Genomic DNA, 24,945 nt, shown 5'->3' on the forward strand with positions numbered 1-24,945 from the left:
CAATGGTTAAAGATCAAAAGCAGGATCAAATTCTCCTTTTCAAGGTTAATATTACATCGTCTCTACGGTTATCATGGTAAATCTCCAGCAAAAGGCTTCTGTCTGTTTGAGACTTAAATAAAGAATCAATCTGTTCGAGGGTCATTTTTTTTACGGGCTTAAAGTTTATGGCTAATATTTCATCATCTTTCTCCAGCCCAAGGGCATCTGCCGGCGATCCGGGCTCTACCCTGCTAATAATTATCCGGTCAAAATCCGCACCTGCACTATAGTATTCCATGCCACTCATATCATGCTCAAAGGGAGCTTTAAAGTTCACCCCCTGCTTTAAATAAACCGCGCTGTCGGGGTAGTCAATTATTACATTAAAACGCTTAAGTATGCCAATACCCAAGTTACCATCACGCTTTACTGCCAACGACTTATATTGCTCGCCAGCCGGGAAGGATGTTATCACATCTTTAAGTTTAAACCTTCCAATTGCGATTTCCTTTACTCTCCCCAAATATCCATTTACCGGCCCGGTTAATCCAACCCCCAGATTAGCGGCCACAAACTTTTCGGGGAGTCCATGCTTTTCTATTGCATTTTCAAGTGATAAAGCGTGCCCGGCACCAAGATCAAGCACTAGTTTATTAGTTGCTTTAACGCCGTCGGCATAGGTAACCTTAGCCTCTACGTAAGGTTTTCTTTCCTCAATAGTGAAGGGTATTCTATTTCCCTTTGAAAACACCCTCATATCCTTTGCCTTTGATACAGATAGCGTACTGTCTGAAAAATTAATTTTAACCGCAAGGTTGTTAAAAAATTCATACCCTAAAAGGCCGTGAATTGGAATCCCTGCGTAATTTGAGAGGCCAAAATGATCTGTTTTTAAAATAGCCGATGCAACGTCATAACTTACCAGCCCCCGAATCTGGACGTCTAAAGTCGAGGTAACATACGCTTCAAACGCATCACCTTCCCCAATTCCGGCAATTTTTAAGGTACGCTTGTTAACAAGATTTATTGAGTCGACCAGTTTGGGATCGGTGATCAGCATAAGGCCAACGCCGGTATCTAAAATAAAATTAAATGGCCCTTTATTATTAATTTTCAGCTCAATAATTATCATATCCCTTATCATTCGAAACGGGATGGTTGTACGCTTGCTATTGCCTTTTAAATCAAAATATTGCGCATTTGCTGTTAAATGACAGCAACACAATATCATTAACATTACAAAAACACGCATGTGCTTTTTGGTATAAAGGGGTGTAATTAACAAACGTTTATATTTGGTTACTAAATGTACAAATTAATCAATATAAAGTTAACACCCATGCAACGAAAAATATGTATCCTGCTGATGTTTTTTGGTCTCCTTACAATGTTTCATGATGCCAGTGCAGGTAAAATAAGGAAGAGAAAAATTAAAAAACTGTTCAGGCATTCACAGGTAATGAATGACCATTTTACCGGGTTTGCGTTATATGATCTTGATAACCAAAAAATGATCTATGGGCTTAATGATGACAAATACTTTAACCCGGCATCTAATACAAAACTTTTCACCTTTTATACCTGCCTTAAAATGCTTGGCGATTCACTGCCGGCATTAAAATATGTGATACATAATGATTCACTGATATTTTGGGGCACCGGCGATCCTTCATTTTTACATTCCGTTTTAAAAGGCACTAATGGACTGAATTTTTTAAAGAACAGCGGTAAAAAGCTTTTCTTTTCGGACGGCAACTATACCGGCGAATTTTATGTCCCTGGCTGGGCCTGGGACGATTATAACGATTACTACCAACCCGAATTAACCGGGCTGCCCATAGAAGACAATATAGCTGTTTTATATGCGGACCCAAACGATTCGTTGCAAATAAGCCCGGCTTACCTTAAAAGATATTTAAAATGCGATACACTTTACCTCCCCGGCAGGTTTAGTGTTAAGCGCGATTTTTTTAGCAACACCTTTGTTTACCCGTTTATGGCGCTGCCAAAAAATTTCAGGCAGGAAATTCCATTTAAAACAAGCGGGGAATTAACAAGAGATTTACTGCAGGACACCTTAAAGCAACGCATAAGCTTGGTAAACCTGCCCCTTGCGACAGATGCGAAAACCATTTATAATTGCAATGCTGATACTGCTTACAAGCGGATGCTGCAGGTCAGTGATAACTTTATTGCCGGACAGCTTTTACTGGTTTGCGCATCAACAAGATTCCAAACGCTTAACGCAGATTCCGTAATTAATTATTCGAAGGCACATTTCCTGAATGACCTGCCTGATGCCCCGGAATGGGTTGATGGATCAGGGCTTTCACGCTACAATCTTATTACGCCACGCAGTATCATCGCGCTTCTGTGCAAGATCCTTGAAATAAAAAACGAAACGTTAGTGCACAGTTTACTTCCGGCAGGCGGGGCGACGGGTTCGCTTAAAAAAAGCTATAAAACCGATAATGGCCAGCCATTTGTCTGGGCCAAAACCGGATCGTTCTCCAACAACTATAACCAAAGCGGCTACCTTGTTACCAAGCAAGGAAAACGACTTGCCTTTTCATTTATGAACAATAATTTTACGCGCCCGGTTGCCGAGGTAAGGGACGAAATGGTGCGCATAATTACTTTTATCCATGACACATATTAGTTCAATATATCACAATTAATATTAGTTATGAACTTCCTTTAGTATCCGGCTTTAAGGTGCCTTTGAGTTCGGGGTTTTGGGCAGGCAATACCGCTACCTCCTTTAACACTTCGGTTTGCTGTACACTTACGGCATAGTCCGCAGGTTCAATGTGGCTGCCAATTGCTTCGGCATACACTTGTGTAAACTCTGCTCCGATATATAAAATAGCTGCGGTGTAATAAATCCATACTAAAATAACCAGGATGGAACCTGCTGCGCCATAGGCGGAGTTTTTTGCGGTGTATTGAATATAAAGAGTAATCAGCGACTGGCCCACCATAAAAAGAACCGACGTGAAAAAAGCACCTGACCTTACATCCTTCCACCTGATCTTTACATCGGGCAAAAACTTAAATATTATACCGAACAGTACGGAAATGATGACGAGCGTGATGCCTAAATTGATAAGGTTTAGCAACAACGTAGTAACAACAGGTAAAAAATGTGTTATCCACTGGCTAAGGGCGTTCATAATTACGCTGATTACAAGGGACGCAAGGAGTAAAAAGCCGAGGCTGATGATTAGCGAGAAGGAGATAAAACGATTTTGAATAAGCTTTACCCAACCCTTTTTAGGTTTGGCCTTTACCCGCCAGATAATATTTAACGAATCCTGAATTTCCACAAAAATACTGCTTGCACCAATTAACAGGGTAACTACTCCAATAACAACTGCGGTGGTTGACTTGCCGGAAAGCTGGAGATTTTTTAACACATCCTGGATTTGAATAGCCGCCTGCGAACCTACATAATGCGCAATTTGAGGATACAGCTTATTGGATGCTGCTTCGGGACCCCAAACCACCCCGGCGATAGATATCATTAAAATAAGCAGCGGCGCTATGGAAAAAATGGTGTAATAGGCTAAAGATGCACTAAGTTTCAGGCCATTATCATTGATAAAACCCATAAAGGTTGCCGCCAATATCTTCCACAACTCTTTAAAATATGCTTTGCTTAAAACTTTCATTCCGGGTTTAAATGCCATTGAAAAATAAAATACGGTTTAACCTCCAACTATTAATCTATATAACAATATTTAATAGCTGAAAATGTTTGCAGGCAATTTTAAATCATCATTATCAAATTGTTTCGAACGGAATATCGAGCAGGGGGAATTTTGCCCACCCGTTAAAATCATAATGCCACCATTCGGTAGCTATCACTTTAAACCCATGTGCCTGCATAATGCTTTTCAAAAGTTCCCTGTTAGCTAACTGCTGTGCCGGCAAATCAGGATAATTTGCTGCAGCCTTACGGCTAAAACTGTCAAATCCGGTTGGCATCTCCAACTCTTTACCTGTTTTTAAATCGATTAAACTAAGATCAATAGCGCAGCCGCGGTTATGTTTTGAGCCCTTACGCGGATCGGCAACAAAATTGGTATCCGGTGTTTCCTTATAAAATTTAACGGTTACTGAATAAGGACGGTAAGCATCATAGATCTTTAGCCCAAGCCCGCGGTTTTTTAAATCTTCCTCCATCTCTTTTAAAGCCAGCACAACCGGCAGGCGCGCAAATGCCCTGCCCTGTTCATACATTTTGCGGTGCATAAAGTTATTTGTGGTGGCATACCTGATATCCAGCACAATTGCGGGGATATATTTTTTAATTTCTACAAGACGTAACTCAGGCTGCTGTTTTACCCGGGCTGCGTAGCTTTTAGGCCCCATCACTTTTGAGCTGTCAATATATTCATAATGCTGTGCGAAAGCTATATTAAATACGAGTGCAAAAAAAATAAACAGGGAACCGCGCTTCATATTTATTGATGAGAAACAATCAAAAGGTCCAGGTCTTTACAAGGGATGGAGAAACGCTCGCCAATGTATTTATTGGTGAGCTGTCCTTTATAAATATAAACAGACTCACGCATGCCTGATTTTGCCCATATCAGGTCTTTTAAACTACCATGTTCGCCAATATCCAGCAAAATAGGCGCAAAAATATTGGTAAGGGCATAGGTGGCCGTACGTGCAACGCGCGACGCTATGTTAGGCACACAATAATGTATAACGTCGTATTTACGGAAAACCGGATGCGTATGGTTAGTAATTTCAGAGGTTTCAAAGCATCCGCCCTGGTCAATACTCACATCAATTATCACCGAATTGGGTTTCATCCGGCTCACGGTAGCTTCTGATACAATGCAGGGGCTGCGGCCATCCTGGGCACGCATGGCACCAATGGCTACATCGCATGTGGTGATGGCTTTTTCAAGCACAATAGGTTGTACTACCGAAGTAAACACCCGGGCGCCAATATTATTCTGCAGCCGGCGTAGTTTATAAATAGACGGATCAAATACTTTTACTTCGGCCCCCAGCGATATAGCGGTTCGGGCGGCGTATTCGCCTACGGTACCAGCGCCCAAAATCACGATCTCGGTAGGCGGCACACCGGTTATCCCCCCAAGCATCAGGCCTTTACCATCAAAAATATTACTTAGGTATTCGGCTGCTATAAGTATAGAAGTAGCGCCGACGATCTCGCTCATTGCTCTTACAACGCTTAATGAGTTACCCTCGTCGCGTAAATGTTCAAAACAAAGCGCCGTGATCTTTTTGTTGATCATTGCTTGAATTGATTCGGCTTTGAGGGAAGATAGCTGCAATGCTGAAATAAGCGTTTGCCCCGGCTTCATCAGCTCTATTTCTGCAAGGGTTGGCGGGGCTATTTTTATAATGATATCAGCCTCATATACCTTTTTGGTGTCATATACAATATGGGCACCTTGCTCGCTGTAATCCTTATCCGAAAAGTTGGCTGCCTGCCCGGCGTTGCTCTCCAGCATTACCTCGTGACCATTATTTACCAGCAAAGCAACCGATAGCGGCGTTAAGGGGATCCTGTTTTCCTGGAAAGACACCTCTTTCGGGATGCCTATATAAAGTTTGTGTTTTTTATTTTTTACCTCAAGCATTGATTCCTGGGGTTGCATCAACGCCTGCCTGGCTATATCCGAAAATCCACTATATTTCCCTGAGCTCATTATGAATTAATTTCTGGCTGATGAAGTTAAGCAAAAAACGGGTTAAGTTTAAATTAAATTTGCTCAATCATTATCTGCCGGGAATTATCACTGCGTACAGAGATACTGATTTTCATGTAGTGCTGAGGCAATAGCTCAGGAATCTTTTCGGGCCATTCAATAAAGCAGTACGCATCCGAATAAAAATATTCCTCGTATCCCATATCCAATGCTTCAGACTGGTTTTTAAGGCGATAAAAATCAAAGTGAAAAATCTGGTTTTTAGCACCGATATATTCGTTTACTATAGAGAAGGTGGGGCTTGTTACGGGCTCAATAGTTCCGAGGCTTTCACACAGGGATTTGATGAGCGTAGTTTTGCCAGCGCCCATATCGCCGTAAAAAAGAAAAATACGGAGATCTTTTGCAAAAGAAATTATTTCAGCGGCAACGGCTGGAAGCTGAGTGGGTGATGTGGCGGTTAAAAGCATAAATACTATTTTTTGTGCGCAAATTGCCGGAGAAGCAGTAATACCTAGTTGTAAAAATCAGTTTTACTCTTCTCCGGCACAATGACGCACAGAATTATTTTTCAAAAATAATATTTTTTATTTGGGCCCGTAAACCGCAATCGGGATCAAAACTTCCTCTAACGAAATCCCGCCGTGCTGAAAGGTTTCATTATAGAAATTCACAAAATGGTTGTAGTTGTTAGGATAAACAAAATAACTATCCTCCTTGGCAAATACAAAGCTTGAGCTAACATGCAGCTTTGGCAGCATGGCATCGTGCGGGTTGCGGATGTGGAACACTTCCTTTGGATTAAAGTTAAGATTTTTACCTTGCTTGTACCGCAAATTGGTATTTGTGTTCCTGTCGCCCACAATTTTACTTGGGTTACGTACCCTTATGGTGCCGTGATCAGTTGTGATAACAACGCGAACCTGTTTCGAAGCCAAAAACTTAAGCAGGTCAAACAAAGGCGAGTGTTCAAACCAGGATAAGGTTAATGAGCGATAAGCGGCATCGTCACTTGCCAGTTCGCGGATCATCTGCATGTCTGTACGGGCATGCGATAACATATCCACAAAGTTATAAACCACCACGTTAAGCTCGTTTTGCATCAGGTTACTTACCGATTCATTTAAAGCTCGCCCTTCGTCAATGTTCAAAATTTTGTGATAAGAGTGTTTGATGTCCTTTCGCAAAACACGTTTAAGCTGATCAGTTAAAAACTGACCTTCAAACAAATTCTTTCCGCCTTCATCTTCGTCATTCTGCCACATTTCAGGGTAGCGCTTTTCCATATCCAAAGGCATCAGGCCTGAGAATATAGCATTACGCGCGTATTGCGTAGCTGTTGGAAGTATGCTGTAATAAACATCTTCTTCTTCCAGCCTGAAATATTCAGTCAATATGGGGTTGATGATCTTAAACTGATCATACCTTAAATTATCAATCAGTATAAAAAATACCGGGCCTTTACCGTCAAGCAGCGGGAGAACTTTCTTTTTTATTAACTGCGATGAATTTACTGGCGCGTTCTCCGGCTCTTTAAGCCACCTTACATAATTACGTTCAATAAACTTGCAGAACTGAACGTTGGCTTCGGCCTTCTGAAGTGTCAATATCTCGTGCATCCCGGCATCTTCCAGTTGCTCCAGTTCCAGTTCCCAGTAAATTAATTTTTTGTAAACATCAACCCATTCCTGGTAGCTAAGGTTTTCATTCAATGTCATACCCAGGTTCCTGAAATCCTGCTGGTAAGCCATGGTGGTTTTTTCGGTAACCAGCCGTTTATTTTCGGTAAGCTTTTTTATGGTAAGCTGAATCTGTTTAGGGTTTACCGGTTTTATCAGGTAGTCGTCAATCTTTGAACCTATCGCATCTTCCATAAGGTATTCTTCCTCATTTTTGGTGATCAAAACAATAGGTACATCGTTATTAATATTCTTTATTTGCGAGAGTGTTTCCAGTCCCGTTAGCCCCGGCATATTTTCATCTAAAAAAACAAGATCGAAATGGTTATTTTTGAACGCTTCAACAGCATCATTACCGTTAGTTACGGTAGTAAGCTTGTAGCCTTTTTCAGTCAAAAAAAGTACGTGGGGTTTTAAAAGGTCAATTTCGTCATCGGCCCATAATATAGTGGTATCCTGCATGGTATATTTTTTAAGTAGTATGTGCGTTCTGAACCGGGATTAAGGAAAATTACAGATTGACCGGTTATATAAAATTAAGCATTTTAATCAGCAAATCCTTAAAATCTGAGGAATCGGGGTCCAGACAAAGACATTAAACCCCAAAGCACGGGTTTTGTTGTCGATTATAAAAGAGATTAACAAAAATTAACAATTAAAAGACCCGCCTTTTACCTTTATTTAACATTTTTGCACAGCTAATATTACATTGAATAAAAAGAAAATAATAAACGACCCGGTTTACGGATTCATCAGCATTCCAACGGAACTGATATTTGACCTTATTGAACACCCTTACTTTCAGCGGTTGCGCTATATTAAACAGGTTGGCATGACTCACCTGGTGTATCCGGGCGCGCTTCATACCCGCTTTCACCATGCACTTGGTGCCATGCATTTAATGGGACTGGCAATTGAAACGCTGCGGAACAAAGGACATGAAATAAGCAACGAAGAAGAAGAAGCAGTAACCATTGCCATATTGCTGCATGATATTGGCCACGGCCCGTTCTCGCATGCGCTGGAAGAAAGTATAGTTGAAAACATTTCGCACGAGGATATTTCAACCATGATAATGCAGCGGCTTAACCTGCAGTTTAATGGCAGGCTTAGCACGGCCATTAATATTTTTGAAGATAATTACCCCCACCGTTTCCTGCATCAACTGGTATCAAGCCAACTGGATATGGATCGAATGGATTATTTAAACCGCGACAGCTTTTTTACCGGCGTATCTGAAGGTGTGATCAGTTCTGACCGGATTATTAAAATGCTAAACGTTGTTAATGACCAGATAGTGGTTGAAGAGAAAGGTATTTACTCCATCGAAAAATTTTTAATAGCACGCAGGCTAATGTATTGGCAGGTTTACCTGCATAAAACGGTAATAGCCGCAGAACAAACGCTGGTGAAAATATTAAAACGCAGCAGGGAACTTGCCTTGCAGGGCACAGAAGTTTTTACCACCCCGGCACTGAGCAAATTTTTGAAAAAGCCTATCAGCCGTGACGCCTTTATGAACGAGGATCATTACCTGGAGACATTTGCCAGCCTGGATGATACAGATATTATGGCGGCGGTAAAGGTGTGGGAAACGCACCCTGATTTTATTTTATCAAAGTTATGTACCGATCTTGTTCAGCGTAACCTGTACAAGGTTGACATTACCAACGAAGCGCCTGACGACGCATTTATGATCCGTTTAACGCAAAATGCTGTTAAAAAATATGGCATTACAGCACACGAAGCCTCCTATTTTGTTTTTTGTGACACCATTAGAAACAAGGCTTATAAACCGGGCGATGGCAACATCCAGATTTTGATGAAAAACGGGTCAATAAAAGATATAACAGCAGCCAGCGATAACTCGAATTTAGAGGCATTGGCAAAAACCGTGGAAAAATACATACTTTGTTACAAGAAAGAATTAATTGACTGATTAGGACTGGGTAAAATAAGTATGCAACTCCACCAACCACTTACTTAAGCAACCTAATCAACTTATTTTGTTACTATACTATTAACATTTAAATTTGCCCGATGCAATTTACCGCACAGCAATTAGCTTTGATGCTTAACGGAACAGTTGAAGGTGATCCTTTAGTGCAGGTAAATCAACTTGGCAAGATAGAGGAAGCCCAGCACGGTTCACTTTCATTTTTGGCTAACCCAAAATATGAGCAATACCTCTACACAACAGCTGCTTCTGTTGTAATTGTTAATAACGACCAAATATTGGCCTTGCCGGTTAAAGCAACGCTTATAAGGGTTGAAAACGCTTACAGTGCCATTACAGTTTTGCTGGAGATGTATAACACCCTTAAACTGAATAAAAAAGGCATTGAACAGCCCAGCTTTATCCATCCTTCGGCAACGATAGGCGAAAACGTTTATATAGGGGCATTTGCTTATATTGGGCCTAATGTTAAAATTGGCGACAACTGCAAAATTTACCCGCAGACGTATATTGCTGACGATGTTGAGCTTGCCGATAATGTTACTTTGTATGCAGGCGTGAAAATTTATTTCGACTGTAAAATAGGCAATAACGTGATTATCCATTCAGGAACAATAATTGGCGCCGACGGTTTTGGGTTTGCGCCTGTTGGCGATGGTACCTACAGCAAAATAAGCCAGATAGGCAATGTTGTTATTGAGGATGATGTAGAAATTGGCTCAAACACCACAATTGACAGGGCGACCATGGGCTCCACTATTATACGTAAAGGGGTAAAACTGGATAACCTGATACAGGTTGCGCATAATGTTGAAATAATGGCTAATACTGTGGTTGCCGCGCAAACCGGCATCTCAGGCAGCACCAAGATTGGCGAAAATTGCATTATTGGCGGCCAGGTTGGTATTGTGGGGCACATAACCGTTGCCAAAGGCACACAGGTACAGGCACAATCGGGCATAAGCCGGTCATTAACTGAGGAGGGTAAAAAATGGATGGGTTCGCCAGCGCAGCCTTATTCAAATCACATGCGGTCGCAAATTGTAATTAACCGTTTGCCCGAATTGGAAAAAAAGATTAACGAACTTGAAAAAATAATTACGGAATTGAAGAAAGGTCATTAATCATTGAGTCATTATGTCATTGGGCTATTTGACAATAAGCACACACCAGGACGAATGACTCAATGATATAATGCCCCAATGACTCATAAGATGAATGTAAAACAAAAAACTATTAAAGCGCCGGTTTCGGTTTCGGGTACCGGTTTACATACAGGGCAAAGCGTAACCATGACGTTTAATCCTGCTCCTGAAAATCATGGGTACAAGTTCAGGCGGGTTGATATTGAGGGATCACCGGTAATTGATGCCGATTGTGATAACGTAACCGATACATCGCGCGGAACTACTATCTCGCAAAACGGCGCAAGCGTAAGCACTATAGAACATGTTTTGGCAGCACTGGTTGGTTTAGAGGTAGATAACGTGCTGATTGATATGGACGGCCCCGAAACACCAATTATGGATGGCAGTTCTATCCAGTTTGTTGATGCTATTAAAGACATGGGCCTGGTTGAACAGGACGCAGACCGCGAATATTACCACATTCCCTATAACATTCATTACTCTGAACCTGACCGAAAGGTGGAGATGGTAGCCATGCCTTTGGATGATTACCGTTTTACCTGTATGGTTGATTATAATTCGCAGGTATTGGGCAGCCAGCATGCCAGCATTTCAACTATATCAGAGTTTAACAAGGAAATTGCATCATGCCGTACCTTTTGCTTTTTACATGAACTGGAAATGCTGCTAAAGCATGACCTGATAAAGGGAGGCGACCTAAACAACGCCATTGTTGTGGTTGATAAGGAAGTTGATGAAGAAGAACTTGCGCATCTTGCCAAAATCTTTAACCGTAAAGACATTAAAGTAGCGCCGCAGGGGATTCTTAATAACATTGAGCTCAGGCATCAAAACGAGCCAGCCAGGCATAAGCTACTTGATATGATCGGTGACCTTGCACTGGTAGGCGTTCCATTACGGGGACATATAATGGCGGCCAGGCCAGGCCACGCAGCAAACGTTGCCTTTGCTAAAAAAATAAAGGCCCTTATAAAAAAAGAACGAAGCCGTAAACATATTAAAATTTACGACCCCAACGCTAAACCGGTATATGATACCGTTCAGATCATGAAGATACTGCCGCACAGGCAGCCTATGTTAATGATAGACAAGATTCTTGAATTAACAAAAAGCCACGTGGTGGGGTTAAAAAATGTGACTATGAACGAGGATCTGTTTCGCGGGCATTTTCCGGGTACACCTCTGTTTCCGGGCGTGCTGCAAATTGAAGCCATGGCACAAACAGGCGGCATATTAGTATTAAATACTGTGCCTGATCCTGAAAATTATATTACCTTGTTCCTGAAAATAGAAAATGCCCGGTTTAAATCGCCTGTAGTGCCCGGTGATACCGTTATATTTCATTGCAGCCTGATTGCCCCTATAAGGCGTGGAATTGCGCAGATGAAAGGAATAGGAATGGTTGGCGACCGCGTGGTTGTTGAAGCCGAATTAATGGCACAAATAGTTAAAAGAACTAAAACTGAAGAAGAATGATCCAGCCCCTGGCATACATACATCCGCAGGCAAAAATAGCCGACAATGTTGTAATTGAACCTTTTGTTACCATACATAAAGATGTGGAAATTGGTGAAGGTACCTGGGTAGGTTCAAACAGCACCATTATGGACGGCGCCCGGATCGGGAAAAACTGTCGCATATTCCCCGGAGCTGTAATATCAGCACCACCGCAGGACCTTAAATATAAAGGCGAGCAAAGTACTGTTTCTGTAGGTGACAACACCGTGATCCGCGAATGTGTTACGCTGAACCGGGGTACTGCCCTTGATAAAAACACCACCACTATAGGAAGCAACTGCCTGCTAATGGCATATGTGCATGTTGCACATGATTGTGTTATTGGCGACAACGTGATTATTGCCAATTCGGTACAGCTCGCAGGGCACATAAATGTATATGATTATGCTTTTATTGGCGGCACATCGGCCGTCCATCAGTTTGTTGAGATAGGTGCACACAGCATGATCTCGGGTGGCTCGCTGGTACGTAAGGACGTACCTCCCTTTACCAAAGCTGGCCGTGAGCCATTATCGTACATTGGGATAAACTCTGTTGGCTTACGCCGCCGGGGGTTCTCGGCAGCAACTATTAACGAGATCCAAGAAATATATCGCATTATTTTCCTGAAAAAATACAACATGACAAAGGCGCTGGACATTATTGAGGCCGAATTTAACCCGACTGTTGAGCGCGACGAGATCATTAATTTCGTGCAAAACTCACAACGCGGGATCATGAAGGGATTCGGAAATAGTTAGTTGATAGTCCATGGTCGGTAATCCATGGACCATTGTCAAAATCGCATAATTAATTCACCTGCTAACAAATAACCATGGGCCATCTACCATGGACTAAGGACTATGAAAATCTCCCTTCAAAACATTGGCCGCCGTTTTAACCGCGACTGGATCTTCCGGGGGATTGACCATTCCTTTACAGATGATAAAGCCTATGCTATTCTTGGGCCAAACGGATCTGGAAAGTCAACCCTGCTACAGGTATTAAATGGCAGCCTCGCCCCCTCTGCCGGAAAACTTGAATATTTTCATGACGATAAAGCTGTAGAGATCAGCGAAGTTTACCAGCATCTCAGTTTGGCTGCCCCTTATCTTGAATTGATTGAAGAATTTACGTTAAGCGAGGTGGTTGATTTCCATTTTCAATTTAAAGGCTACAAAACCGGGATAGACAAAAACGGAGTGATAGAATTGCTTGGCATGGCAAGCAATAAAAACAAAATGATCCGGTATTTTTCGTCAGGGATGAAGCAGCGGCTTAAGCTGGCCCTTGCCTTTTGCTCAGACACCCCTATGCTGATGCTTGACGAACCAACTTCCAATTTAGATACCCAAGGGGTTGACTGGTATTTAAGCCTTGTAGAAAAGTACGCTGCCAACAGGTTAACAATCATCTGCTCAAACCAGGAACATGAATACAGCTTTTGCAATGAAAAGCTGAGCATTTCAGATTATAAAGGCAAGGCAAAGTATTAAAAGCTTTATCTAAAAAAAATGGCACTATAGAAAAGGCCCTGCCAGGTTTGGAACTTAGCAGGGCCTTTTTATTGCTAAAAACTTTATTCAAGGTTAAATATAAGCTTCCCTAAGTTTTATAAGTCTTATCCAGTGCATAAATTTCATCACCGGGTAAACCGGGTCAAACTCGAACCATTTAGCTGCAAAATTTGCATTGTTAGGACGTTTATGATGATTATTCTGGAACAACTCGCCCAGCATAAGCAGATCGAACGGGGTTGAATTTTTAGATTTATCTCCGTTATCAAAATTGGAGTAACCATATTTGTGACCGCACCAATTAACAATAGCGCCGTGAATAGGCCCCATCATAAAATGAATTGGCAACAACAGGAACATCCACCAATGGGTAGCGAAGAATATGTAAAATACTACATAAAAAACACCGAAAAGAATGCGCGAGGTGTAAGTAGAGCCCCAGTAGTCCAAGAGGCGCCACTCCGGGTAGTTGCCTTTAAACTGGGCGTCCGGCTCTTTTAAACGTTTTTCATAAAGCTTATAGCTTTGTGCTGTACGCCACATCATTTGAAACACATCCCTGAAAAAATAAGGTGAATGCGGATCTTTTTCAGTATCACTATAAGCGTGGTGCTCGCGGTGCATTATAGCGTAGGCCCTTGGATTTAAAAATGATGACCCCTGGCAAATAAAAGTTAACAGGTGAAAAATGCGCTCATTAACTTTATGCGTACTAAACATTTTGTGTGATGCGTAACGATGCAAAAAAAATGTTTGAAAGAAGAGCGATAAAAACCAGTGTGCAAGAAAAAATATGAGTATGATCACGAGGATATAATATAATTGGTAATTGAATTTCTTTTAATCGACCGCAAAGATACGATTAATATAAATTGCTTCTATCTATATTAGCATCTCTTGTTAAATACATACGCAAACTAATATTCTACAGATTTAATTATACCTGCAGAAAGCAAATAGCCACAAAGAATAAAATAACTATGGATAACAAGGGTCTAAAGTGTTTGTGCTTTCAATCAGGCTCAGTCTTCACTGTCGCGTAATGCTTTTATCCGGTTATGTGCGGCAATAATTCCTTGCTGTTGGTTCAGTATAATTTCGATAAAATGAGGCGGTAAAGCATTTTGAGTATCCAATGCTCTTTCATAAGCCTTTTTTATCGCGTCTTCACCGCGTTCACATTCTTCCAGTATGCTTTTTCTGTCGTGGCCGCTGAATGCAGTTTTTACATCGAGCCACATGCGATGAATAGCACCGCTACCGCTCATTCCCATTTCTATCTCGCCCCCGTTTTTATTTATGGTAGTGCCCAATTGGTGAACATTTTCGCGGCTTTGATTCTTAAAGTCGATAAAAATGGTACTCAACTGCGGGTCCTGGTCACCCAGTTCTTTCGCTGCATGGGTAAAACCGGCAACACGATCGTTATTAATTTCTATCAGGTCGTTCAGTACTTCAATTGATTTTTCAGTGGTTTCCATAATGGCGGTTTTGTAGTGTAATGATTACCAAACAACTATCCTGCCAATAATTAATGTTCGGCCCCCAACATATCTGTAAAAAAGAGGAAGGTCGGGCATATGCGTTAAAATGGCATCGCCCGCGCCTTAGTGGCCCACTTTAACACTTTTTTACATTTACTGTGGCTTACAATCTTTAACTTTGCCCGGATGCGCTATAAATTTGTTACAATAACTATGCTTTGCTTCGGCCTTTGGTTACAGGCAAGTGCACAGCAAACATTTGTTGTTAAGGGTGTTATTTCAAGAAGTGTAAGCACTGAGCGAATAGCTCAGGTGCTAATAACCAATTTACGGAGCAGAGACATTAAAATGAGCGATGAGCTGGGCTGGTTTTCAGTTGATGCAGCGATTGGCGACACCCTGCTTTTCAGCAAATTAAACTATACCGATCAAAAGGTAATTATAACAGCGAAGGCAGATATTCCTGTTTATATGCAGCCGGTTATTCAGCTTGACCAGGTGACTATTAAAGGCCAGACCAAACGACAGGAACTAAACGAAATAATGAGCGATTACCGCAAACAGGGGATTTATTATAACGGAAAACCACCTGTAACTTCTTTTTTAACATCTCCTTTAACCGGCCTATACGAGCTTTTTGGAAAAGGACCGGGCAATGCGCGCCGTTTTGCAAATTTCTCAAAAGGCGAACTTGAGTATGCCGAATTAAGGCGAAGATACAATGTAGCGCTAGTAATGAGGGTCACGAATACCACCGATACCGTTGCAAAAAAATTCATGGAGTACTACACGCCGTCCTTCGAGGATCTTAAAGGATGGAATGATTATGAGTTGATCAGACAGATCAGGAAATCGTATGATTTTTACGACAAATCAGAAAACAAAACAAAACTGGAGCAACTAAACCAGCCAACCTTTATAAAGCCGAAACAAGATCAGCCATAAATCATCACGTCGTTTCGTAATTCCCGTAGTTTAAAAATTATTCAGAATAGCAAGAATGTTAATCAGGACGTCGAGGGATTAAATCCCAAGGTTTTCGCAGGCTTTTTCGGCAGCAAGTTTTTCAGCATTCTTTTTACTGAATTCTTTTCCCTGCCCCATCACCTCACCATCAATAAGTGCCTGAACGGTAAACAATTTCATACTCTCGCCTTCCTCGTTGCCAACCAGGTCAAAAGAAATATCTTTTCCATGGCGCTGGCACCACTCAATTAATTTACTTTTAAAATTGCTTTCCGTTTGCTCAAGCGTGTGAATATCCACATGCGACTTGATGATGTGGTTCACCAAAAAGCTGCGGGTAAAATCATAACCCTTATCTAAATATACAGCGCCTACCAAAGCCTCAAAAGCATCGCCCAATAACGAGCCCTGCCTTGAGGAATTTAACATGCGGCTATCATACTCAATCAACTTATCGAAACCAAGTTTGCGGGCCAACTGGTTAAGGTTATTGCGGCTTACAATTTTTGAACGTAGCTCGGTTAAAAAGCCTTCGTCCTCATACGGGTAAAGTTTAAAAAGCACCTCGGCTACTACACTGCCTAATACGGCATCGCCTAAAAATTCGAGCCGCTCATTACTGTTCTTTACCCCCTTTTTAATATTCTGCGCAACAGATTTATGCCGGAATGCGAGTTTGTATAACGACAAATTGCCCGGTACAAAACCGAGCAAATTTTTCAAAACCTTTACGTATTTTCTATTTGGTGAAAGATAGAGCTTGTAAAACCGACTTATAGGCATCCAGTGTATTATTCTTCGTACTTTTTAAATATCACAGAAGCATTGTGCCCGCCAAACCCAAATCCATTGCTTTGTGCTATTCTCACTACGCGTTTTTGTGCTTTATTGAACGTGAAATTAATTTTTGGATCAAAAGCCGGATCGTCAGTAAAATGATTGATTGTTGGTGGAACAATATCATTCTTTAAAGCTAAAATAGCAGCAATTGCCTCAACAGCACCTGCAGCACCTAACAAGTGCCCGGTCATTGATTTGGTTGAACTGATATTTATCCTGTAAATTTCGTCACCATAAACATCCTGGATTGCTTTAACCTCCTGCGGATCGCCTATTGGTGTCGAAGTACCATGAACGTTCACGTAGTCAATATCTGCCGGTGTAATACCTGCATCTTCCAAAGCATGCCTCATTACCAGCGCAGCACCTAATCCATCAGGATGCGGGGCTGTCATGTGATAAGCATCAGCACTCATACCGCCGCCAATCATTTCAGCATAAATTTTTGCACCGCGTTTTTTTGCGTGCTCCAGTTCTTCCAAAATAATGGTACCTGCACCTTCTCCGGCCACAAAACCATCCCTGTCCAGATCAAACGGACGCGACGCCGTTGCCGGATCATCGTTTCGGGTTGATAAGGCATGCATGGCGTTAAATCCGCCTATACCGGCTTCATTAATAATTGCTTCAGATCCTCCGCTGATGAACATATTAGCTTTACCCAAACGGATATAGTTAAATGAGTCAATCAGCGAATTATTTGAGGATGCGCAGGCAGAAACGGTTGAAAAATTAGGTCCGCGTAAACCATATTTAATAGAGATATGGCCAGGGGCAATATCAGCTATCATTTTTGGAATAAAGAACGGATTAAAACGTGGCGTTCCATCACCTTTGGCAAAGTTAACAACCTCATCCAAAAACGTTTTCAAACCACCAATACCCGATCCCCAGATTACGCCGATACGATTAGTATCAAGCAAATCAAAGTTTAACCCTGCATCTTTTACCGCTTCTTCTGTTGAAAATAAGGCATACTGAACAAAGGGATCAAGCTTACGTGCGTCTTTACGGCCTAAAAAGGCATCAGCGTCGAAGCCTTTCACTTCGCACGCAAATTTGGTTTTGAACTTCTCAGTATCAAAACTCTTAATCAAGGCAGCGCCACTCACACCATTAAGTAACGAATTCCAATATTCAGGAACTGTATTACCAATTGGGGTGAGTGCTCCAAGCCCGGTTACAACAACTCTTTTAAACTCCATTTAATAGCGTTGGGGAGTTCTTACTTAACGTTTTTTTCAAGGTAAGCAACAGCCTGACCTACAGTACCGATGGTTTCGGCCTGATCATCAGGAATAGCCACGTTAAATTCTTTTTCAAACTCCATGATTAATTCCACGGTGTCTAACGAGTCAGCACCAAGATCATTGGTGAAGCTAGCTTCGGGTGTAACTTCACTTTCGTCAACACCTAATTTTTCTACGATAATAGCTTTTACTCTTGAAGCGATATCAGACATAGTCTTATAGTTTAAATGATTAAATAAAAATTCTGTGCAAAGGAAAAATAAATTCTGATAAATATCAAATCTAAAAACTTTTGCATTATATGCAACAATATATTATTGCAAGTGTTTCGATTTTGTATTTTTACCGGTGCAAAAGTAATGATTTTGAACAGGAAATTTTTAAAGTTTGAGATCGATCTTGATTTTGTTCTCATAGCGGTTACAACTTCGTTGAAAGATTACAGGGTTTGTTATTTGATTAACAAGGCTTTAAGCTTTAATTTGACCAAAATTCAGGACCTTGAAGTTGACATACATCATGGGCCTGAACCTGTATTATTTTCAATATATCACTATAATTGGGAGGCAACGGAAACGGATTTCTACTTTATTGCCAACAAAGGCTCCGATGGTTACCTGATACCGGAGATGAAAAAGGCAGATTATTTTTTGTTGATAAAAAATTATATCGACGAAAATGACCTTGACAGCCTTGTTTCTGCTTTAAATAAAGTAAATGAAATTGTGGCCGCAGTAAAGATTGATCCTAAAAAAATAAAATCACGTGAAAATCTCTTATTTTAGCGCAAATTTTAAAAGTGTTAAGGGTACACTAAACGTTACCTTATAAGCCGAATTAACCAGATAAGTATGAAATTATATTATAACCGAACTAAAATTGTTGCCACAATGGGCCCCGCTTCGGCAAAAAAAGAAGTTTTACTGGCCATGATTAAAGCTGGCGTAAACATTTGCCGCTTAAACTTTTCACATGGAAAAGCCCAGGATCATAAAGCAGTAATTGATACCATTCGTGAAATAAATGCTGAATATAAAACCAATGTAGGGATCCTTGCCGACCTTCAGGGCCCCAAGATCCGCATAGGCCTGGTAAAAGATGGCGGTATTAACCTGGTTAACAAAACCCGTATTAATATTACTACTCATGAGCTGATTGGTGATGATAACCAGATCTACATCACTTATCCTACTTTTCCGCAGGACGTACAGCCGGATGAAATTATTTTGCTGGATGACGGAAAGATCCAAATGAGGGTTATTGAAACCAACAGGCAGGATACCGTTGTTTGCGAAGTGGTACACGGTGGTATTTTAACGTCGCGTAAAGGGGTTAACCTTCCAAACACTAAAGTATCTATCCCAAGCTTAACAGAAGAAGATCTTGAAAACCTTCAATATGCATTGGACTGGGATGTTGATTGGGTTGGCCTTTCATTTGTACGTACCGGACAGGACATACTTGAATTAAAGAAAATAATTGCTGAAAGCGGGAAAGCTGCTAAAGTAATTGCAAAGGTTGAAAAGCCGGAGGCTATCGATAATATTGACGAAATTATTGCTGCAACTGACGGCGTAATGGTTGCCCGTGGCGACCTTGGCGTTGAAATGCCGCTTGAAGAAGTTCCGCTTTTACAAAAAATGATTGCCCGTAAATGCCGCGAGGCGTCAAAACCGGTAATTGTGGCTACCCAGATGCTGGAATCAATGATCACTACCCCACGCCCGACACGCGCCGAGGTGAATGACGTTGCCAACTCTGTGCTTGACGGCGCTGATGCAGTGATGCTTAGCGGTGAAACATCAGTTGGTGAATTCCCTGTGATAGTTATTGAAACCATGGCTAAGATTATCCGCAACGTTGAAGATCTTGGTTATCCGTTTAACGCTAATAAAGATGCCAACACTGATTCTTCATCTCCGGATTACCTGAGCGATGCCGTTTGCGGTTCTGCTGTTTATTTAGCTGAGCACACCAACGCCGTTGGTATTGTTTCAATGACAACTTCGGGCTACACTGCTTTTGAAATTTCGAGCTACAGGCCAAAAGCCGGTACTTTTATTTTTACAGCTAACAAACACCTGCTTAATGCATTGAGTTTATTATGGGGTGTACGCACGTTTTATTATGATCGCGACGAAAGCACTGATCAAACCATAAGCGACGTTAATGCAATTCTAAAAGCGGCAAACCTGATAAGTGAAGGCGATGTGGTAATTAATACAGCATCAGTACCAATTTCAAAAAAGGCCAAAACAAATATGCTTAAGGTTACTGTTATTGACTAAGGTTATAGTAGTGAAAATGCGATTAAAGGTTGGAAGGGTTAAACCAGACAACTTTTTAAATAAATAAAGGTTTTAATGAGCGGGTTATCTAAATATCCGCTCATTAAAACCTTTTCTTTTTAAACTGCAATATTTACAGCCCTACAACTCTTACAATTTAAATTAATACACTTCCGCCTGGCAGGCTTTACCTTTTAGTTTATCTAAATTGGCGAAGTAATAATCCCAGCAAATTCTTAACGTTTTCATACTGTAACTTTTTTGTTATACATCAGTTTGGACTACCATAACGGGGGCAAAGTTTAATTAGTATTAACCCGTTATTAATAAATACGTTTAAAATCTACATGTAGTTTTAAAATTACCTTCCTGCTGCATTAAATAACTATCGCATCATTTGGTGCTCACGTAGTTCTTTGGATCCATTGCAGACGGTGCCCAATCATGGAAAAAGCCCATTACTTTATCCTTACCGTGGCCTTTGCCTTCTTCCAGGTAGCTCGAGTTTTGCGTGTGCAGCCGGTTGCCTTTATCGTCCAGCACTATGAATACCGGAAAGCCGAAACGCTGCGGGTAGCCAAGGTCGGCAAGCAGTTTTTCGTTCATGTTCTCTTTACTGTAATTTACGTGTACAATCACATAATTATCACGCACATATTTATTCAGGTCGGCATCATGAATAACCAGGTCGTTGAAACGGATGCACCAGATACACCAGTTTCCCCCTATTTGCAATAGTACATTTTTGTGTTCGGCTGCTGCTTTTTTTACAGCATTGGCAATATCGGCCCTGGCGTCTGCATTAGGGTGATATAGTTTGGCCGTGTCGGTTAGCTTAACGGGGGCGGCAGCCGTTTGTGCCTTTACACCATAGCCTATTATAATGAACGATGCGATCAATACTAGTTTTTTCATGTTTAGTGTTACGTTTTTACTAAAGTCTGAATTATTAACGATTTCTACAAACCAGCGTCAGTTTCAACCCCGGGAAGTACTAAAAATCTACCTTTTTCGGTCTGAACCTAATTTATCGACCCCTGTTATTTGGAGCGATTATTATTAGCATGCAAAATAGCACCCAAAATCACTTTTCAACACCATTAACCAATTGAATGTTAGTTATTTGGAATAAACAGCACTATAAAAGAACACCTTCTGCACAGGTTGTGGAAAACTCTGCATTGAATTCCATGATGATGTACAATAGATTTACGTAAAACCCCAAAAAGTTTTTCTTAACTGAATTCTGCTTACTTCACACGCATTGAAATGGGAAACGACATCGACAAAAAAACCACTACCGAAAACGACAAAGGATTAAAAATTGAGAGGTATTTTACTAAAGAAGGGATCAGTGTTTTTGATCTGTTTAAATATGAAAAGCGATCGTCGGTAATCAGGAACCCCTCGGGCGATGCCGTTTTTGAAATGAACGATGTGGAAGTGCCGGCAACCTGGAGCCAGGTAGCTACTGACATACTTGCACAAAAATATTTCCGCAAAGCCGGCGTACCATTATCTGATGGTAGCACCGGGTCTGAAAGAAGTATTAAACAAGTTGCCAACCGCATGGCTAAGTGCTGGAAGGAATGGGGTATGCGCTACGGATACTTCGCCAGCCCAAAAGATGCCGAAATTTTTTATGATGAAATAGTTTATACCATTGCCGGGCAGCTGGCAGCGCCAAACTCGCCGCAATGGTTCAATACGGGGCTGCACAACTCTTACGGCATAACGGGCAAGCCACAGGGTCATTATTATGTTGACCCAACAACGAAAGAGCTGAGCAAATCAACTTCTGCCTATGAACGCCCGCAGCCGCATGCCTGTTTTATACTTTCTGTAGATGATGATCTGGTGAACGAAGGCGGAATAATGGATCTGTGGGTACGCGAGGCCAGGATCTTTAAATACGGATCGGGCGTTGGCACCAATTATTCAAAGATCAGGGGCGATAACGAAAAACTTTCGGGAGGTGGTTATTCGTCAGGCCTAATGTCGTTCCTGAAAATAGGCGACCGTGCAGCAGGGGCAATAAAATCGGGTGGAACAACCCGCAGGGCAGCCAAAATGGTTTGCCTGGATCTGGACCACCCAGAGATTGAAGACTTTGTAAACTGGAAGGTAGAAGAAGAAAAGAAAGTTGCAGCACTTATAGCCGCCGGATACTCCTCCGACTATGAAGGCGAGGCTTACAAAACCGTATCGGGGCAAAACTCAAACAACTCGGTGCGCATCCCCAACAGCTTTTTTAAAGCATTAAAAGAGGGTAAACCATGGGATTTAACCAGCAGGATGACCGGCAAAGCCATCAAATCAGTTTCGTCGCAAAAACTTTGGGACGATATTGCTTTTGCAGCCTGGGCCTGTGCCGATCCGGGTGTACAATTTGACAGCACCATAAATGAATGGCATACTTGCCCCGAAGGCGGAAGGATCAATGCATCCAACCCTTGTTCGGAATATATGTTTTTGGATAACACTGCCTGTAACCTGGCATCTATCAACCTTGCTCATTTTTTTGATCCCAAAACACGCATATTTGATGTTAAAGGATTTGAACATGCCTGCCGCATCTGGACAATTGTTTTGGAGATCTCGGTGCTGATGGCGCAGTTCCCATCCAAAGAAGTGGCGCAGTTATCATACGATTACCGTACCCTGGGTTTGGGCTTTGCCAACCTTGGCTCGGCGTTAATGGTTAACGGCATCCCCTACGACAGTAAAAAAGCCCGCGCGATCGGCGGTGCCATTACCGCTATTATGACGGGTACCGCTTATGCAACCTCGGCCGAAATGGCAAGGGAGTTGGGCACCTTTAGCCGGTACGAAGATAATAAACAACACATGCTGCGGGTAATGCGCAACCACCGCTATGCCGCCTATAACTCAACCGGGAACTATGAAGGGCTGGAAATTGCCCCTCCGGGAATTGAGCAGGCCGACTGCCCGGATTACCTGTTATCTGCAGCTTGTAACGCCTGGGATAAGGCTGTTGAAATGGGTGAGCAGTATGGCTACCGCAACGCGCAAACTACCGTAATTGCCCCCACCGGCACTATAGGCCTGGTGATGGATTGCGATACTACCGGCATTGAGCCTGATTTTGCTTTGGTTAAGTTTAAAAAACTATCGGGTGGCGGTTATTTTAAAATAATAAACCAGGCGGTGCCCGAAGCTTTAAGCAATTTGGGTTATACCGAACACGAGGTTACTACCATTGTAAACTATGCTAAGGGTGCCGCTACGTTAAAAGGTTCCCCTCATATTAATATTGAAACTTTAAAAGGTAAAGGCTTTACCGATGACGAGCTGGAGAAACTGGACAAAGGGCTGTTAGCTGCTTTTGAGATCGGCTTTGCTTTCAACATCTGGACAATTGGCGAGGATTGCTTTAAACGCCTTGGCTTTAAGCCCGAACAATATAATGCGCCAGACTTTAATGTACTGCGGGCATTGGGTTTTAGCCGCAAGGAAATAGCCGAAGCTAATGAGTACATCTGCGGCACCATGACCATTGAGGGCGCCCCTTATTTAAAAACCGAACATTACCCCATATTTGACTGTGCCAATAAATGCGGTTTAAAAGGCGAACGTTATATCCACTCGCACGGGCATATAAAAATGATGGCGGCGGCGCAACCGTTCCTATCGGGTGCTATTTCAAAAACCATTAACCTGCCTAATGAGGCTAATGTTGATGAGATAAAAGATTGTTATGAGCTATCATGGCAGCTGGGCTTAAAGGCAAATGCGCTTTACCGTGATGGTTGTAAATTATCGCAGCCGCTATCGACCAAATCAGACACTAAAGAAGAGAAAGAGGCTGTAAGTGATGAAAAGCTGGAAACCGTGGAAGAAGTTTTAGGACAAGCCGCCAATGTGAAACTAAGCGATTTAACCAGCGAACAAGTGATAGAGGCGGCCATGGCGATCATGGAAAAATCAAAAGACACCAACTTTATGCGCCAGCTATCGCGCGTGGTGCAAAAGAAGAGCCTGCCGTTTAAACGCAGGGGATATACACAAAAGGCAAGTATTGACGGGCAAACGGTATTTGTACGTACAGGCGAATACGAAGATGGCACACTGGGTGAAATATTTGTAGATATGCACAAGGAAGGCGCCACTTTCCGCTCGCTGATGAACTGCTTTGCTATTGCTGTTTCAGTTGGCTTGCAATATGGTGTACCGCTTGAAGAATACGTGGAGAAATTTACTTTTACCCGCTTTGAACCGGCGGGTATGGTGGTTGGCCATGCCAACATAAAAAGCGCTACATCCATAATTGATTACATTTTCAGGATGCTTGGCTACGAATACCAAAACCGTACGGACCTTGTTCACGTAATAACAGAACAGCAGGGCATTGTTGGCAACTCGCAAATGGACGACAATGATGTTAACCCGGATGAAAGCAACGTTTATCAGCCGGTGGCGGGGAGTAGCAGCGGTGGCAGTAAAAAGCAATTTAGCGTTGATGTAAGTATGGGGGTACAAAGCGACGCCCCGGCCTGCAATAACTGCGGACATACCACCATCCGCTCAGGCACTTGTTATAAATGTTTGAATTGCGGCACTTCGATGGGATGCAGTTAAGGAGAGGTGAAAGGATAAAGGTTAAAGGCGAAAGGCAAAGAAGCG

At 42.0% G+C, this 24,945-nt stretch carries 22 protein-coding genes; 10 read left to right on the top strand and 12 right to left on the bottom strand.

Annotated elements, in window-relative coordinates; translation table 11 throughout:
• Positions 1 to 25 precede the first annotated feature (25 nt).
• Positions 26 to 1,234, bottom strand: coding sequence for an aspartyl protease family protein (locus tag MuYL_RS21530; protein WP_094572512.1), 1,209 nt, complete (start codon positions 1,232 to 1,234; stop codon positions 26 to 28).
• Positions 1,235 to 1,321: 87 nt separating this feature from the next.
• Between MuYL_RS21530 and MuYL_RS21535 the strand changes: the two genes are divergently transcribed.
• Entirely contained in the window at positions 1,322 to 2,641 is a 1,320-nt protein-coding gene (locus MuYL_RS21535; protein WP_170309779.1) for a D-alanyl-D-alanine carboxypeptidase, read from the top strand.
• A 25-nt stretch (positions 2,642 to 2,666) separates the two neighbouring features.
• On the opposite strand, the gene MuYL_RS21540 is transcribed toward MuYL_RS21535, so the two are convergent.
• The 5 genes from MuYL_RS21540 to porX form a co-directional block, all read right to left on the bottom strand.
• Positions 2,667 to 3,671: a YihY/virulence factor BrkB family protein gene (locus MuYL_RS21540; protein WP_245845680.1), complete on the bottom strand. Its 1,005-nt coding sequence runs from the start codon at positions 3,669 to 3,671 to the stop codon at positions 2,667 to 2,669.
• Between the two features lie 94 nt (positions 3,672 to 3,765).
• A complete protein-coding gene (locus MuYL_RS21545) occupies positions 3,766 to 4,446 on the bottom strand; it encodes a M15 family metallopeptidase (RefSeq protein WP_094572514.1) in 681 nt (226 codons plus the stop codon).
• Positions 4,447 to 4,448: 2 nt separating this feature from the next.
• On the bottom strand, positions 4,449 to 5,675 hold the full coding sequence (locus MuYL_RS21550) for an alanine dehydrogenase (RefSeq protein WP_094572515.1): 1,227 nt from the start codon (positions 5,673 to 5,675) through the stop codon (positions 4,449 to 4,451).
• Positions 5,676 to 5,728: 53 nt separating this feature from the next.
• Positions 5,729 to 6,145: a tRNA (adenosine(37)-N6)-threonylcarbamoyltransferase complex ATPase subunit type 1 TsaE gene (gene tsaE / locus MuYL_RS21555; RefSeq protein ID WP_094572516.1), complete on the bottom strand. Its 417-nt coding sequence runs from the start codon at positions 6,143 to 6,145 to the stop codon at positions 5,729 to 5,731.
• Between the two features lie 117 nt (positions 6,146 to 6,262).
• Positions 6,263 to 7,816 carry a T9SS response regulator signal transducer PorX gene (gene porX, locus MuYL_RS21560; RefSeq protein ID WP_094572517.1) on the bottom strand — a complete coding sequence of 518 codons (1,554 nt, stop codon included), beginning with the start codon at positions 7,814 to 7,816 and terminating at the stop codon, positions 6,263 to 6,265.
• A 247-nt stretch (positions 7,817 to 8,063) separates the two neighbouring features.
• Here porX and MuYL_RS21565 point away from each other — a divergent pair, with 247 nt between their 5' ends.
• The 5 genes from MuYL_RS21565 (at position 8,064) to MuYL_RS21585 (ending at position 13,452) form a co-directional block, all read left to right on the top strand.
• Positions 8,064 to 9,293: an HD domain-containing protein gene (locus MuYL_RS21565; protein WP_094572518.1), complete on the top strand. Its 1,230-nt coding sequence runs from the start codon at positions 8,064 to 8,066 to the stop codon at positions 9,291 to 9,293.
• 101 nt (positions 9,294 to 9,394) lie between these two features.
• Complete coding sequence (lpxD, locus tag MuYL_RS21570; RefSeq protein ID WP_094572519.1) at positions 9,395 to 10,435, top strand: UDP-3-O-(3-hydroxymyristoyl)glucosamine N-acyltransferase; 1,041 nt, start codon at positions 9,395 to 9,397, stop codon at positions 10,433 to 10,435.
• A gap of 90 nt (positions 10,436 to 10,525) precedes the next feature.
• The gene (locus MuYL_RS21575; protein ID WP_094572520.1) at positions 10,526 to 11,935 is read left to right on the top strand and encodes a bifunctional UDP-3-O-[3-hydroxymyristoyl] N-acetylglucosamine deacetylase/3-hydroxyacyl-ACP dehydratase; all 1,410 of its coding nucleotides are present in this window, start codon (positions 10,526 to 10,528) and stop codon (positions 11,933 to 11,935) included.
• The gene (gene lpxA, locus MuYL_RS21580; protein WP_094572521.1) at positions 11,932 to 12,717 is read left to right on the top strand and encodes an acyl-ACP--UDP-N-acetylglucosamine O-acyltransferase; all 786 of its coding nucleotides are present in this window, start codon (positions 11,932 to 11,934) and stop codon (positions 12,715 to 12,717) included. The genes MuYL_RS21575 and lpxA overlap by 4 nt, the downstream gene beginning before the upstream one ends.
• Positions 12,718 to 12,819: 102 nt before the next feature.
• Entirely contained in the window at positions 12,820 to 13,452 is a 633-nt protein-coding gene (locus MuYL_RS21585; RefSeq protein WP_094572522.1) for an ABC transporter ATP-binding protein, read from the top strand.
• A 93-nt stretch (positions 13,453 to 13,545) separates the two neighbouring features.
• On the opposite strand, the gene MuYL_RS21590 is transcribed toward MuYL_RS21585, so the two are convergent.
• Both MuYL_RS21590 and MuYL_RS21595 read right to left on the bottom strand, forming a co-directional pair.
• Positions 13,546 to 14,280: an acyl-CoA desaturase gene (locus tag MuYL_RS21590; RefSeq protein ID WP_094572523.1), complete on the bottom strand. Its 735-nt coding sequence runs from the start codon at positions 14,278 to 14,280 to the stop codon at positions 13,546 to 13,548.
• Positions 14,281 to 14,495: 215 nt separating this feature from the next.
• The gene (locus MuYL_RS21595) at positions 14,496 to 14,954 is read right to left on the bottom strand and encodes a PA2169 family four-helix-bundle protein (RefSeq protein WP_094572524.1); all 459 of its coding nucleotides are present in this window, start codon (positions 14,952 to 14,954) and stop codon (positions 14,496 to 14,498) included.
• A 189-nt stretch (positions 14,955 to 15,143) separates the two neighbouring features.
• On the opposite strand from MuYL_RS21595, the gene MuYL_RS21600 reads away from it, so the two are divergent.
• Positions 15,144 to 15,902, top strand: coding sequence for a hypothetical protein (locus tag MuYL_RS21600; RefSeq protein ID WP_094572525.1), 759 nt, complete (start codon positions 15,144 to 15,146; stop codon positions 15,900 to 15,902).
• Positions 15,903 to 15,980: 78 nt separating this feature from the next.
• Here the strand turns inward: MuYL_RS21600 and rnc are convergent, their stop codons facing one another.
• The 3 genes from rnc to MuYL_RS21615 are packed head-to-tail and all read right to left on the bottom strand — an operon-like array spanning position 15,981 to position 18,225.
• Positions 15,981 to 16,706: a ribonuclease III gene (rnc, locus tag MuYL_RS21605; protein WP_094572526.1), complete on the bottom strand. Its 726-nt coding sequence runs from the start codon at positions 16,704 to 16,706 to the stop codon at positions 15,981 to 15,983.
• An 8-nt stretch (positions 16,707 to 16,714) separates the two neighbouring features.
• The gene (gene fabF, locus MuYL_RS21610; protein ID WP_094572527.1) at positions 16,715 to 17,968 is read right to left on the bottom strand and encodes a beta-ketoacyl-ACP synthase II; all 1,254 of its coding nucleotides are present in this window, start codon (positions 17,966 to 17,968) and stop codon (positions 16,715 to 16,717) included.
• Positions 17,969 to 17,988: 20 nt separating this feature from the next.
• Positions 17,989 to 18,225 carry an acyl carrier protein gene (locus tag MuYL_RS21615; protein WP_031266521.1) on the bottom strand — a complete coding sequence of 79 codons (237 nt, stop codon included), beginning with the start codon at positions 18,223 to 18,225 and terminating at the stop codon, positions 17,989 to 17,991.
• Positions 18,226 to 18,372: 147 nt separating this feature from the next.
• Here MuYL_RS21615 and MuYL_RS21620 point away from each other — a divergent pair, with 147 nt between their 5' ends.
• On the top strand, positions 18,373 to 18,798 hold the full coding sequence (locus MuYL_RS21620; protein WP_245845682.1) for an IPExxxVDY family protein: 426 nt from the start codon (positions 18,373 to 18,375) through the stop codon (positions 18,796 to 18,798).
• A gap of 66 nt (positions 18,799 to 18,864) precedes the next feature.
• Positions 18,865 to 20,301, top strand: coding sequence for a pyruvate kinase (gene pyk, locus MuYL_RS21625; RefSeq protein WP_094572528.1), 1,437 nt, complete (start codon positions 18,865 to 18,867; stop codon positions 20,299 to 20,301).
• A gap of 393 nt (positions 20,302 to 20,694) precedes the next feature.
• On the opposite strand, the gene MuYL_RS21630 is transcribed toward pyk, so the two are convergent.
• Positions 20,695 to 21,216: a thioredoxin family protein gene (locus MuYL_RS21630; RefSeq protein ID WP_094572529.1), complete on the bottom strand. Its 522-nt coding sequence runs from the start codon at positions 21,214 to 21,216 to the stop codon at positions 20,695 to 20,697.
• Positions 21,217 to 21,570: 354 nt separating this feature from the next.
• Between MuYL_RS21630 and MuYL_RS21635 the strand changes: the two genes are divergently transcribed.
• A complete protein-coding gene (locus MuYL_RS21635; protein ID WP_094572530.1) occupies positions 21,571 to 24,900 on the top strand; it encodes a vitamin B12-dependent ribonucleotide reductase in 3,330 nt (1,109 codons plus the stop codon).
• The last annotated feature ends 45 nt before the right edge of the window (positions 24,901 to 24,945 follow it).

Source organism: Mucilaginibacter xinganensis (assembly GCF_002257585.1).
GTDB lineage: Bacteria > Bacteroidota > Bacteroidia > Sphingobacteriales > Sphingobacteriaceae > Mucilaginibacter > Mucilaginibacter xinganensis.